This window comes from Dermacoccus sp. BD5 (genome assembly GCF_044878485.1).
GTDB classification, from domain to species: Bacteria; Actinomycetota; Actinomycetes; order Actinomycetales; family Dermatophilaceae; genus Dermacoccus; species Dermacoccus nishinomiyaensis.
Genome location: NZ_JANJER010000002.1, coordinates 129,811 through 142,752, shown reverse-complemented (window position 1 = coordinate 142,752; position 12,942 = coordinate 129,811). Strand labels below are relative to the sequence as shown.

The 12,942-nt window shown below is 68.6% G+C and carries 9 protein-coding genes; 4 read left to right on the top strand and 5 right to left on the bottom strand.

Annotation, left to right across the window (positions count from 1 at the left end):
- Positions 1 to 54 precede the first annotated feature (54 nt).
- Positions 55 to 1,176, bottom strand: coding sequence for a PseG/SpsG family protein (locus NQ706_RS02265; RefSeq protein ID WP_143181489.1), 1,122 nt, complete (start codon positions 1,174 to 1,176; stop codon positions 55 to 57).
- 150 nt (positions 1,177 to 1,326) lie between these two features.
- Here NQ706_RS02265 and pseB point away from each other — a divergent pair, with 150 nt between their 5' ends.
- Together pseB and NQ706_RS02255 are read left to right on the top strand one after the other, a co-directional pair.
- The gene (gene pseB, locus NQ706_RS02260; RefSeq protein WP_038568984.1) at positions 1,327 to 2,316 is read left to right on the top strand and encodes a UDP-N-acetylglucosamine 4,6-dehydratase (inverting); all 990 of its coding nucleotides are present in this window, start codon (positions 1,327 to 1,329) and stop codon (positions 2,314 to 2,316) included.
- A gap of 10 nt (positions 2,317 to 2,326) precedes the next feature.
- Entirely contained in the window at positions 2,327 to 3,457 is a 1,131-nt protein-coding gene (locus NQ706_RS02255; RefSeq protein ID WP_038568982.1) for a DegT/DnrJ/EryC1/StrS aminotransferase family protein, read from the top strand.
- Positions 3,458 to 3,580: 123 nt separating this feature from the next.
- On the opposite strand, the gene NQ706_RS02250 is transcribed toward NQ706_RS02255, so the two are convergent.
- Positions 3,581 to 5,560 (bottom strand): glycosyltransferase, encoded by a 1,980-nt coding sequence (locus NQ706_RS02250; protein WP_038568980.1) that lies wholly within the window; start codon positions 5,558 to 5,560, stop codon positions 3,581 to 3,583.
- 204 nt (positions 5,561 to 5,764) lie between these two features.
- On the opposite strand from NQ706_RS02250, the gene NQ706_RS02245 reads away from it, so the two are divergent.
- The gene (locus NQ706_RS02245; RefSeq protein ID WP_038568978.1) at positions 5,765 to 6,610 is read left to right on the top strand and encodes a hypothetical protein; all 846 of its coding nucleotides are present in this window, start codon (positions 5,765 to 5,767) and stop codon (positions 6,608 to 6,610) included.
- Positions 6,607 to 8,262: a hypothetical protein gene (locus NQ706_RS02240; protein ID WP_038568976.1), complete on the top strand. Its 1,656-nt coding sequence runs from the start codon at positions 6,607 to 6,609 to the stop codon at positions 8,260 to 8,262. Before NQ706_RS02245 ends, NQ706_RS02240 begins: the two co-directional genes overlap by 4 nt.
- Positions 8,263 to 8,341: 79 nt before the next feature.
- Here the strand turns inward: NQ706_RS02240 and NQ706_RS02235 are convergent, their stop codons facing one another.
- Genes NQ706_RS02235 through NQ706_RS02225 form a run of 3 tightly spaced genes read right to left on the bottom strand, consistent with a single transcriptional unit; the run spans position 8,342 to position 12,925 of the window.
- The gene (locus tag NQ706_RS02235; protein WP_038568968.1) at positions 8,342 to 9,874 is read right to left on the bottom strand and encodes a hypothetical protein; all 1,533 of its coding nucleotides are present in this window, start codon (positions 9,872 to 9,874) and stop codon (positions 8,342 to 8,344) included.
- A complete protein-coding gene (locus tag NQ706_RS02230; RefSeq protein ID WP_131941340.1) occupies positions 9,867 to 10,619 on the bottom strand; it encodes a hypothetical protein in 753 nt (250 codons plus the stop codon). The genes NQ706_RS02235 and NQ706_RS02230 overlap by 8 nt, the downstream gene beginning before the upstream one ends.
- Entirely contained in the window at positions 10,619 to 12,925 is a 2,307-nt protein-coding gene (locus NQ706_RS02225) for a glycosyltransferase (RefSeq protein ID WP_038568964.1), read from the bottom strand. The genes NQ706_RS02230 and NQ706_RS02225 overlap by 1 nt, the downstream gene beginning before the upstream one ends.
- Positions 12,926 to 12,942: the final 17 nt, after the last annotated feature.

Genomic DNA, 12,942 nt, shown 5'->3' with positions numbered 1-12,942 from the left:
CTGGGACGGTGCTGTTCGAAACAGTGCCGATTCGACGAGGGTGCGTTCGCCAGCCTAGCGAGCCAGGCTGACAAGAGCCTCCGCCACGCGGGCGCGACCCCGACCGTCGAGCAACTCCTGAGCCCGTGCGGCCCGCTCGACGCGCACGTCGCGGTCGGTGAACGCCTCGCGCAGCGCGCTCACGGCCGCGGCGCGCGCGTCATCGTCGCGTCGCAGCATCTCGAGGTCGCCGAGCCCGAGCGCCAGATCTGCATCGGCCACCATGTCGTAACCCGGGCGCTGGTTGTCGATGACGCAGACGACGCCGAGCGGGACACCGAGGCACATGAGTTCCCACACGGACGACCCGCTCGCGGTCACGACGAGGTCGCAGGCCGCGGCGCGCGCGGCGAGGTCGCTCACCGGTCCGCTCGCTCGCAGTTCGACACCGGGGGGTGCATCCGCGGCGAGGGGGGCGACCCACGTCCGGTCAGGCGTGACGACGGTGATGTCGGCGGCCAGGCCGCTGCATGCCTGCAGTACGAGAGGTGTGACGACGGGCGCCGCGCCGCACGGGTCGGTGCCGCCGAACACCTCGAGCACGCGCAGAGGGCGCTGCTCCTCGTCGGCGACGTCATCGACGGCGACGTCACCGACGGGGCGGCGCAGCGCGAGCACGTCGTCACGAAAGAGGGTGTAGTCCGCCCCTGCGAGGGCGAGCTGTCCCGCGCCGACGGCACGAGGCGTCGCACCGGGATTCTGGTCGACGTAGAGGTCGGCGTCTTGATCAGCCGAGAACGGCCCGTCCACCATCGCCATGACGACGACGCCGGCTCGCCGCAGCCACACGCCCCAGCGCGGACCCAGGTCGTAGCGATCCAGTACGCACCACCGCGCGTCGAGATCGAGCACGAGCGTGACGAGGTCGTCGGGGTCGGTGGGGCAGGGGTGCACGAGAACGCCGGCCTCGGCGTAGGCCGACGCCACCCATGCCACATCGAGATCGCCCGCGAGGTGCACCTCGATGCCTCGTCCGCGCAACTCCTGGGCGAGCGCAAGCAATCGCATCGCGTGCCCGACGCCGATGGTCGGTGTGGCATCGGCGCGCAGCACGACGCGACGGGTGGGGGAGGAAGGCGTCGTCGCGGCGGGCTCGCCGGGCCACGCAGCGGGAGACGGGGAACGAGAAGCGTCCATGCGTCGATGCTCTCACCCCGCCTGCACGGTCGGGGGGCGCCTACGGGCCGGGTGCTAGCCTTGACCTGATATCGAGCAGAACGGTGAGGCGCCACGTCGCGTGGCGTTTGCTCCGGCGTCACCGACGTACGACATGATTTGGGAGCCCGCGTGAGCATTCTTGACGGTTCGTCCATCCTGGTCACCGGTGGTACCGGTTCCTTCGGCAAGGCCTTCATCACGAAGCTGCTCGCCGAGCACAACCCCAAGCGCGTCGTCATCTACTCGCGTGACGAGTTGAAGCAGTGGGAGTGCCGCGCGCTGTTCAAGGACGACCCGCGCCTGCGCTGGTTCATCGGTGACATCCGTGACCTCGACCGCCTCAAGCGCGCCATGCACGGCGTCGACTACGTCGTGCACGCCGCGGCGCTCAAGCAGGTCGACACGGCCGAGTACAACCCGTACGAGTTCGTCAAGACGAACGTCATCGGTTCGCAGAACGTCATCGAGGCGTGCATCGACGCGGGCGTCAAGAAGGTCGTCGCACTGTCGACCGACAAGGCCTCGAGCCCGATCAACCTCTATGGCGCGACGAAGCTGACGGCCGACAAGCTGTTCATCCTCGGCAACCACTACGCCGCCGCCTACCCGACGCGCTTCGCCGTCGTGCGCTACGGCAACGTCATGGGCTCGCGTGGTTCGATCATCCCGAAGTTCAAGGCGATGCACGAGGCCGGCGAGTCGCTGCCGATCACCGATCTGCGCTGCACCCGCTTCTTCATCACCCTCGACGACGCCGTGCAGATGGTGCTCGACACCTTCGACCTCATGCAGGGCGGCGAGTTGCTCGTGCCGCGCATCCCGTCGATGAAGGTCACCGACCTCGCGCAGGCCATCGCCCCCGGCGCGCAGATGCACGACGTCGGCCTGCGCCCCGGCGAGAAGCTGCACGAGGAGATGATCTCCCCGGAGGAGGGCCGCCGCGCGGTGATCGTCAAGGACGGCAAGTACTTCGTCCTGCAGCCCGACTTCGCGACGTGGGGCTACGAGGCACCGAAGGACGGCAAGCCCGTCGAGGACGGCTTCCACTACTCCTCGGGCGACAACGACCAGTGGTACACGATCGAGCAGCTGCAGCAGATGCTCGCCTCGGGCATCTGAGGGCGCGCGGATGCTGCCCTACGGCCGTCAGTCCATCAACGACGCCGACATCGCCGCCGTGCAGGAGGTGCTGTCGGGTGACTGGCTGACCACCGGCCCGTACGTCGAGACGTTCGAGAAGCAGATCGGCGAACTGGCCGCCGTCGCAGAACCGGCGGTCTCCGTCACCTCCGGCACGGCTGCGCTGCACGTCGCGTACGCCGCGGCCGAGGTCGGCCCGGGCGACGAGGTCATCACGACCCCGCTGACGTTCCTCGCAACGGCGACCGCGGCGGCGCTGCTGGGCGCTAAGATCGTCTTCGCCGACATCAGCGAGGACACGGGCAACCTCGACCCCGAGGCCGCCGCCGCCGAGGTCACCGCCTCGACGAAGGTGATCGCGGGCGTCGACTACGGCGGCCACCCCGTCGACGCCCCCGCGCTGTCGAAGGTCGCGAAGGATGCGGGCGCGTACCTGCTCGAGGACGCGGCGCACTCCGTCGGCGGCTCCCTGAACGGTGTGCCGGTCGGTTCCCTCGCGGACATCACGACGTTCTCCTTCTTCCCGACGAAGAACCTCACGACGGGTGAGGGCGGCGCCGTCGTCGCGAAGGACGCCGACGTCCTCGAGCGCGCGCGCCGGTTCAAGGGCATCGGCATGGTGCGCGAGGCCGACCAGCTGCGTCATCCCGACGAGGGCGCGTGGTGGTACGAGATGCCCGAACTGGGCCTCAACTACCGGCTCAACGACCTGCAGGCCGCGCTCGGCTCGAGCCAGCTGACGCGACTGGAGCAGTTCAAGACGCGCCGTCAGGAGCTGACGGACCGCTACAACGAGGGCCTCGCGGGCATCGAGCAGCTGACGTTGCCCGGCCACCGCGCGGGCGCGGAACCGGTCTGGCACCTCTATCCGCTGCGCATCACCGACGGCCGACGCCGCGAGCTGTTCGACCATCTGCGTGCGCAGGGCATCGGTGTGCAGGTCAACTACATCCCGGTCTACTGGCAGCCGTACTTCGCCGATCTCGGCTACAAGCGCGGCATGTGCCCGAAGGCCGAGGCCTACTACGAGCAGGAGATCAGTCTGCCGATGTTTCCCGACCTCGCCGACTCGGACGTCGATCGGGTCATCGAGATCATTCGGACGTTCTGCGGGGCGTGACTCACATCGTCGATTCGTGAAGAAGGCGTTCGCCCCGGCATCGGGGTGAGCGCCTTCTTCGTGGGCGTCGCCCTTCGCTCGCGTCGTCGCAGGCGGGGCTCCAGCTGTGCTGGCCGGGCCTGGTCAGACGTCGCCGAACGCCGCCGGGAGCTTGCGCAGCAGCGCGCGCCCGCGGCCGTCGCGCGCGAGCTGCACCCGGGCGCCGTCGGGCAAAGACACCTCGAGCGGGCCCGCCGAACCGGAGATGAGCAACGGGCGGCGCTCCCCGTCCTCGATTCCCAGCAGTGCGGCCTCGTGGATACCGTCGACGGGGTTGATGGGCGCGTCCCCGGCGAACATCTCAGCAGGGTCGAGGCGGACGGCGCCCGCCGTCACCACCACATCGAGCGGATCGATCGGTGCGCGACGATGCACCTGAAGGGCCGAGACGCCGGCCGGAAGGGCGAGGACGAAGGCGTCGCTGACGAGCCGAGCGCCGGCGAGCACGACCTCGTCGCCCGCGAGGACCGCCAGGCCTGCTCGCGGCTGCGTGACGGGCTGCACCCAGCCTGCTCGTGGAATCGATGCGCGCGTGGCGCGAGGTGGGGCGGTCGCGGTCCTCGTGGGGCCGGCGAGCACATCGGGGGAGCCTTCCACCTGGCCGCGCCAGCGCTGCAGACCGCCGGGCAGGCTCAAGCGCAGGTCGAGGGCGTAGTGGCCCAGATCGACGCGCGTGCCCAGCGCGGCGCTCAGGTGCAGTCGAACACCCCACGGCATCGACTCACGGGTCGTCACCTGCAGCGCCACGGCGCCCACATCGCTCGGCGAGTGTGTCATGCCGGGGGAGGCCGCCTGGCCGTGCGAGGGCCCTTCGACATGTGACGACCGCTCGTCACGCACTGACGTCGAAGGGATGAGCTGTGCACTGACGGTGGCATGGCGCGCGAGCGCCGGATTGAGGCGCGTGTCGATGACGACGTCGATCCGCGCAGCGTTCGTCGAGACGGCGTGCAGGCTGGAGCGCAGTCGGCGCTCCTTGAGTGGGTGCTGGGGTGTGCGCGAGGCGATGAGCGCGACCGCGACTTCGCTTGCGGCGCGCGGGTCGCGCAACCGGGCGACGTCCCGCACGAGCGTCTTTTTCGAGCCGCCATTGCGCCAGCGCGCCAGCGCGCGGGCGAACGGCAGGTCGCAACGGCGCAGGGCGGTGTGGATCAACTTCGAGACCTGCGTCTGATCGCTTGCTTCGCGTGGGTCGATCATCGCCGCGAGCTCGCACGCCATGCGCTCCAACCCCGGGCGATCGGCCTCGGGTGCGCTCACCATCGTGCCGGCGAGAGAGACGAGGTCGACACGGGCGAAGTAGCTCGCGACGCGACGCGTCACCTCGGCCGGGGCATCGTGGGCGTGCAGAACATCCATCACCAGGCGGGCTGACTCGAAGCGTTCGGCGGCGTTGCGCGCATCACCCGTCTGCTGGGTGATCGACGTGCCCGACTCGCGATCGCGCCACAGGTAGACGTGCTCGTCGACGATGTCGACACTGCGTGCTTCGAGGTAGGCGCGCAGGGTGACGGGGTAGTCCTCGTACCGGATCGGTGGAAAGGCGAAGTCACCGCGCTCCCAGAACGAACGCCGGTACACCTTGTTCCACACCATCCGGTCGCGGATCAGGTCGGGGCGTTCGGCGAGAGTGGTGCGGCGGGCCGGTGTCGCGAACGGCAGGGCGTGCGTCCACGACTGGTAGGTGCCGGCCGCGTCGGTGAACCGCAGCGCATTGCCGGCGGCGAAGTCGGAACCGGTGGCTTCGAGCGTGGTCACGAGCGTCCAGTACCCGCGTGCGGTCAGGAGGTCGTCGCTGTCGAGGAAGGTCAGGTACTCACCTGTCGCGTGTGCGGCCCCGGCGTTGCGTGCGGGCCCGAGGCCGGCGTTCTCCTGCGTGACGAGCAGGAAGCGCGCGTCCTCGTCGACGAAGCCTTGGGCGATGGCGCGAGAACCGTCCCGCGAGCCGTCGTCGACGAGGATGACCTCGACGTCGTGCAGGAGCTGGTCGCGCACGGAGACGAGGCACGCCTCGAGGTAGTCCTCAACTCCGTAGAAGGGGATGACGACGCTGAGCTTGGGCACGGGGCCTCCTGATGGCGTGGGCGGACGGGGCGAGTCTAGTCAGCGAGCGGGGGAGCGGCCGGTGCCCACGCACGTGGGCGGCGATCTGCGTTCGATGTTGCCTGCCCCGCTGTGGCACCATGGTGTGTCGCCGTCTAGCCTCGGGACTGCCCGGTGGCGACGCGCGGCAAGCCGCCACGAGACGAATCCGGAGGAGCCGCCACCGTGGACTCCAGCAACCACTGGTACGGGCACGCCCACCTGCTCGCCGAGTACTGCGGGCTCGACCGCGAGCACCCCCCACGGATCAACGGCGTGATCCAGCACGGCTGGACGTTCGTTCACGGATTCGGCTACGGCCACCGCCCCCCGCACGGCTTCGCCAAGTACGTGTGGGGTGACGTCAACCGCCGACGGGGCCAGGCCATCGGCTGGCGTGACTACGTGACGATCGGCGCGCCTTTCCTTTATCTCGACCGCATGCGCCCGCAGACCGGAACCGATATGGGCGCGCGCGAAGGCACCATCTGGTTTCCGTTCCACGGAACTGTGGATTACGAGGCCGTCGACGGAGACCATGATCGCCTCATTGCACAGATCAAGGACGTCGAGGGTGACGGTCCTGTGACGATGTGCCTGTACTACGTCGAGTACGAACAGGAGGAGGTTCGCCGGCGTTACGAGGACGCGGGTTTCCGCGTCATCACGCTCGGCAAGCGCGGCACGTTCTATCAGGGCGGTACCTCGAACTTTCTAGAACGACAGCTCGTCGAGCTGCGACGGCACGAGCGCGTCGCCTCGAACCGCTTGTCGACCGCGATCTTCTACGGCATTGCCGCCGGTCTCGACCCGGCTGTGTACGGCGATCCCATGGACATCCCGGGCATCAAGCAGGGCTTCGACGGCACGCACCTACTAGAGAAGACCTTTCCAGAACTGCACGGAGAGCACCTCGACCTCGACCTCGCTCGTCAGGTCGCGGACGAGGAACTTGGCCGTGACTTCCTCATGACACCCGAAGAACTCGGCCTCGTTCTGGGCTGGGGCGAAGAGATGGAACTGCTGCGATGACGATCGACCTGGAGAACACCGGCCTCATGCGCCTCGAGCGCGGCGCGATGCAGAACTGGTCGGACGTGGCACGGATGGGGGCACCTGCCTCCGCCGCGGTGCGTGAGGTCGTCGCCAACCTCGTCGACGCCGGAGACCGTGTCCTCGTCGTCGGCCCGACGGCCCTCGACCTCGTGACCGAGTTGGCCGACCTCGCCGGCGCGTTGACCGTGCTCACCCGATCGATCCCCGACGGCGCGACATACGCCGAAGCGCTCGTCGACCGCCCCACCGCACAGGTCGTGTGCGGCGACATCCTGAACGTCGAGCAGAAGCTCGGTGAGTACGACGTCGTTCTCGTTCTCGACGACCTGGCCAGGGTGCCCTCGCTCGAGGACGTGACACCCACGTGGACCGCGGTGTTCGAAGCGGTCGTCGCGTGCGTCGCACCCGGTGGCCGCCTCGCGCTCGCGGTGGAGAACGAGCTCGGCCTGCATCGCATCACGAGCCTGCGCTCGCGCTACACCCAGAACGATGATGCTGCGTGGGATGTCCTCGCGACGTTCGATGCCTCGCGCCCGCGTCATCGAGATGCCCTCGACGCGGCACTCGCCACCACGGAGCTACGCGAGGTGAGCGTCGCCGACTTGCTGCCCACCTGGGACGAGCACACCCTGCTCGCCTGGAACACCATGTCGATCGATGATGAGGGTCGAACCCTGCTCGATGCCCTCACTCTCGCGTCCCCAGCGCTGCGGCGCATCGGCGCGGACCCGACCCGGGTCACACGCGCCGCCGTGCTGGGCGGACGCCTCGCGCAGATGCCGTCGGGCTGGTTCGTCGTGGCAGGTCGCCCGGTCGCGGCGAGCGGGGAACTCGAGGTGCTCGCCTCGACCCTCGATGGTGGCGTCATCCGCTTCGAGTGCGCGGCCGGGACGATCCGCCAGGGTGATCGGCAGATCGCCATCGCGGCGCGGGCACGCCCGTTCGCAGAAGAGGCGCTCGACGCCTGCGCGAGCGGCGACGCCTCTCGACTTCGCACCCTCCTGGCACGATGGGTGGGGTGGGCCCGTGGGCAAGCGCGTGAGGGCCGTCTCGATGCGGAGGTCGGCGACCTGCGCTTCGACAACCTGCTCGTTGCCTTGGCTCGCGATGACGACCACGCGTTCACCACCGTTGCCCCGGCGCCGGCCTCGAGCCGGCTGGATGACGCACTGTGGGCGGCGGTCGTCGACTTCGTCGCTGTCATCCGAGCACGTGGCTCGCTCCACCTGTGGCCGGCAGCCACCGATGATCGGACGATGGCCGCGACGATCGGCGCGATGGCGGGCCTCGCAGCCCCGGATGACCTGGACGCATTGCTCGCCCAACGCGCCAGCATGCTCGACCTACCCGCGCACGACGTCTCCGGCTTGCTCGCCGTCATCGAGCGCCTGGAAGAGAAGAACAAAGCCCTCGCCTCGCGCGCGAACTGGTTCGAGAGCCGCCTCAACCTGCGTGAGCGTGAGCTGCGAAGCCGGGCGCAGCGACAGTCGGCCGAGCTGGCCCTCGCCCGCCAGCAGCAGGAGGCCTTGCGCAAGTCCGCCGAGGACCTGCGACGTTCGATGACGTATCGCCTCGGCAACGTCGCCATGGGTCCGCTCAAGCAGGCCAAGAGACGCTTTCTCGACTGAGATACGCGCGAGAGCGCACCGCTCACCCCTCAGAGGAGCGGCCGTGCGCTCTTGCACGTATCCGGTCTGTCGGCCCCACTCAGCCCGCGCGTCGCAGGGCACGAACTCGCGTGTCAGCAGCCTTGCCGACTTCGCGCACGAGGAGCTTGGGACGGGTGATCAGCGCAGCCTTGCGGAACTGAGACGCGAGTTTGAACGCGGCCGAGCCCTTGATGTCGGCGTTGGCCTTGGCCATGAGGTCGCGGTTCTTCGACGCACTCAACACCTGGCCGCGAAGTGAGCGAATCGCCCGGGCGCGCACGGCCATCTCGGTGTCGCGTAGGCGCAAGGTGGCTTGGAGCGCCGCAATCTCATCCTCCAGTGCGGCGATGCGTCGCGTCGCTGCCGCTGCAGCATGCCGAGCAGCCCACAGTCCGTCGTCGTCCGTCGTGGCGCGCGCGCGCCCCTCGACCAACTCACGCACGCGCTCCTCGCCGACGCCGCTCATGGACAGCCACAGGTGCACGAGTTCGTCGTCCGTCAGCGCGTCAGGCCAGGGCAGTTCGGGTTGATCGATGCGAGCGGCAGCGACGAAATGGGACCAGCAGCGACAGAGCAACTCGTCGCGGGGGAGCGGGTCAACCGCGTGGCCACCACTCGGCGCCCCCAGCGTGAGACTGACCGTGTCGCCCTCGACGACTACGTCGCGCCAAGTGAGATCACGGCGCGAGTCGAGCGAGGACGAGGTGGCCACCCACTGTGAGAGGCGTGTGGCAAGGTCACGGAAGGCACCGGTGTCGCTCGCAGCCGCAGCCGTGAGCAAGAGACGGTGCGCGGTTGGCGCGAGTGCCACGGTGCTGGGACGATCCGGGTCGTCACTCGAACCGCCGACAACCCACCGACGATCCGCCGCAGAGCCATCGAGCCATTGCACGTCTTGACCGGCGCCCCCGAGGTAGATGCTGCGGCCGCGGCCGCCGACGACAGCGACGAACGCGTCGGCTGCAGTGAACAGAGCGTTCGCTGCCGCCAGAGCCTCCGTGAACTGCTCGGCCGGCAGCACCGGGGCCCGATCCACGGCCGAGCAGGCCGAGGCTACGAGACCGGAGAGCGAATCGGCCGTCCGTGCGGCCTCGAGAGCGTACTCGTCTAGGACGCACCAGCGCTCGTTCGTACCGAAGAGGCTGTGGATGCTCGCCGCAGCGAACCCGACCTGGCGCAGCGCCTCGGTGAACGCTCGCGGCGACGCGGGCCGAGTTTCATCCTGGGCGCTGGCGTCCACGTCGTGCGACGCCAGTGCACGCGGCGTGGCCGTGAGCAGACGAGCTGTCGAATGGGGATTGTCGAGCGCCACGACCATCGTGGCGCCGGACCGCACCTGGCCGGCGAGGCGGGCCAGCCGTTCGACGAAGGTGCGCTCATCCGTCTCCGAGAATGCGGCCTCCCAACCGGGCCCGGCGAGAAGCGTCTCGGTGTCCGCAGGTAGGTCGGCGATCCGGTCCACGAATAACACCGTGCCCGGGGCGCTGTGGGCCCGCATGGCCGCGCGAGCGTCGTCTTCGAATCCCAGCACGACGACATCTACGCCGCTGGGCACAGCGTCAGCGAGGAGGGTGAACAGGGCCTCAGACATGAGTGCTCCAATCGAAGATCGCACGAAGTTCTTGGGCGGGCATGACGCATGACGGGCCGAGTTCGCGCTCGACCAGGGCATCGAGGCGCTCACGTGGTACATGCGCCTCGACGATGGCGCCGGCGCTGTGGGCGAAGAGCGCATACGTGCCCACGACATCGGTGCGCACGGAACGATGAACTCGTATGAGTTGGAGAATTCGCTGCAGGAAGAAAGGGGCGACGCTGCCCACCTCCTGGCGCGCCGGCCCGAGATCCACGACGCGCGCACCGACATCCTCGTAAGCCCGGCGCGTCGCCTCGGACGCAGCCTGTTCGTGGGTCAGTGCGATTGTTGTCTCAGGGGCCTGCGACCCCAGTGCTATGGCTGTTCTTCGGGCGGCAAGCTCGCCCTGCAGCCCGTGGTGCGGGAAATAGAGCAACCGGTTCGGCTCTGGTTCGGGCGGCAGCAGTGCCTTGCGAACCGGAGGCACCGGGATGGCCGAATTCGCCTCGAGCGCCAACAGGTACAGCCATGGTGCGCCGATGGGAGTGTGATTGCGATAGCCGGCACGGTGGCGCCGTTCCCTTGCGGCTGGGCCCCACACGAATGCAGGAACGCCACGAGGATGATCGGAAGTGCTGGACTCCTGACCGAGCCATGGCTGGACGTAGCCGGGGATCGTCGGCGGGAACAGCGGCTGAGGCAGACGTGCTGCCGCAGCCAGGACGACGGAATTTCCGAAGGATTGGTTGGTCGGGAACATCAGCGCACCTGCACTCGAGTACTACCGGCGATGGAGGTGACGAGCACGTTGCGCCCGGCCACGAGGCGTTCGATCGGCAAGGCACCGAGGGCCGAGGGCACGATCGGCGCCGGGGTGTCATACCCCTGCGTCTGGAAGAAGAGGCTGTAGTCCGCTGCGGGAGCGCCCGGCTGGGTCGGGCGATCGACGTCGGGCAGCAGGGAGCTCAGGGTGGTGCGCGACGACCAGCGGGAACCGTCGACGTCCACGGCCACGGGGATGTCGAGATGTTCGTCCGAATCCGGCAGATACAGGCGCCACATGAGACCTTCCTGGACCGGCAGACCCAGGTGGGTACCTTCGAGCAGCAGGTCGTCGCCGACCTGACGGGCGGAGTCCACGTGTGGCACGAGGGGGCCGAAGGTCAGGGTGGCGTTCCCGAAGCGGCTGCGCGTGAGTGCGACGCGGCGACCGTCCTGGGTGATCTCGACGTCTGCGTCGTAGCCGGGCCAGGTGAGGTCGACGTCGCCGAACTCCGTACGCATTGCGACGCGTCGCGTTGCCGTATGCAGGAACGGGTCGTCGCTCGAATCGCCGTCGAGCACGACGGCGGGGTCAAGGCGGGCCGTGAAGTGCTGGATGCCGTCGAGGCCGGATTCCAGCGTGGCGGGAAAGGTCAGAGCACCGTCGGGGCGGACGACGACGACGGCCGCGTTGCGGGCCGGTTCGGCGATGGTGCCACGCACGACGAACGCGCCGTCCGAGGCCTCCAGCACCTCGACGACCGTGGGGAAGGCAACCCGATGGATGCAGTACACGTTGCCCGAGGTGAGGCCCGGCTGGAGGAACTGGCTTGGGCCGAAGAAGGCTCCCTGCGGGTACTGGGCGGACCCTGCGCCCGCGCCCGTCAGCGGGCTCGTGCGGGTGACGCCAGCGCTCGTGCGGGTCACCTCGAAGCGGAGGGGCCAGACGAGGTCGTGGCGGCCACGCAACGACTCGAGATCGACGCCGAAGCGAAGGCCGACGCGGCTGCGGCCGCGGAAGGCGTCGATCGTGTCGAAGGTCTCGACCTCCAGCGGGATGCGGGTGATGCCGTTGACGAGGTTCACCGCGACGGCGTCGTCGTCGCCCGCCTGGAGATGGCCGATCTGAGCAGTCGCCTCGATGTCGAGGCGCTCGCTCGTCGCTCGCGCGGACGTGACCAAGGTCTGCAACTTCAAGGCGGTGAAGGGCAGTTCGTACAGGTTGTTCGGCGTCGCCCGATGGGTGCGGCCGGGGTAGTTGAGGTTCCACCGCCAGGGCTTGAGACGGGATCGGCTCACACTCGTGCCGCCGGCCAGCCCGCCGGCGTCACGGAAGATAGCGAGTTCGCGCAAGAGATCGGCGTCACCGGCCTTCAGCGCGTGATACTGCAGGGTATTGTACCGCGATTCACCCGAGTGCGGCGGTTCGAGGCGCTCGACGAAGCGCAACGAGAGCTCCAGCAGACGGGGAACATCGGACGCCTCGGCGACGGCGAACGCCTGCGCGACAGCCACCATGTCGATCTCCAACAGGTGTCGGTGCGCCATCGAACGCACCACGGGGGAGGCCTGGCGATCCAGGACGTCGAAGACCTGCTCGGCGCTGATGACGCGATCAAGCAGGTTCTCGTACTTGAACACCTGCTGCGTGATCGAGTCGCCGGACTCGCGCTCACGCCAGTAGTACGTAGGCGTCTTGAGCACGTCGACCGTGAGCGCATCGAGGTGGGCCCGCATCGTCACCGGCCAGTCCTCGTACTTGATCGGCGGGAAGGCGTACCTGTACTCCTCGTAGAAGTCGCGCCGGTATATCTTGTTCCACACCATGCGGTCGTACGCGAGGGTAGGCCGCTCCAGGATGTGGGTCGCGATGGCGTCCTTCGCGCACGGTCGTGCGTGGGCCCACGACTGGCGGACGCCCGACGTGCGCGAGAAGCGGCGCGCGTTGCCCACCGCAAAGCTCGAACCGGACGAGCGCAGCGACGCGACCATCTGCTCGTACGCGCGGTGCGGCACGATGTCGTCGGAGTCGACGAACGTGAGAAACTCGCCGACCGCGTGGGCCTGGCCCGTGTTGCGGGCCGGGCCGAGGCCTGCATTCGCCTGGCGCACGACCTGAAAACGCTCGTCGGAGGCCGCGACGGCCTCGGCGATCTCGATGCTGTCGTCGGGTGAGCCGTCGTCGACGAGCACGACCTGGATGTCTCGCAGCGTCTGGGCCTGCAACGACTGAAGGCATTCGAGCAGGTAGTCCTCGACCCCATAGAACGGGACGACAACCGACAGCAGGGGCGTATCACTCACGGCGATGCGTTTCCTTC

Excerpts from the sequence above, each read along its gene's own strand:
- NQ706_RS02265 (WP_143181489.1), bottom strand. The coding sequence starts at position 1,176 with ATGGACGCTTCTCGTTCCCCGTCTCCCGCTGCGTGGCCCGGCGAGCCC.
- NQ706_RS02255 (WP_038568982.1), top strand. The coding sequence starts at position 2,327 with ATGCTGCCCTACGGCCGTCAGTCCATCAACGACGCCGACATCGCCGCC.
- NQ706_RS02240 (WP_038568976.1), top strand. The coding sequence starts at position 6,607 with ATGACGATCGACCTGGAGAACACCGGCCTCATGCGCCTCGAGCGCGGC.
- NQ706_RS02235 (WP_038568968.1), bottom strand. The coding sequence starts at position 9,874 with ATGTCTGAGGCCCTGTTCACCCTCCTCGCTGACGCTGTGCCCAGCGGC.
- NQ706_RS02230 (WP_131941340.1), bottom strand. The coding sequence starts at position 10,619 with ATGTTCCCGACCAACCAATCCTTCGGAAATTCCGTCGTCCTGGCTGCG.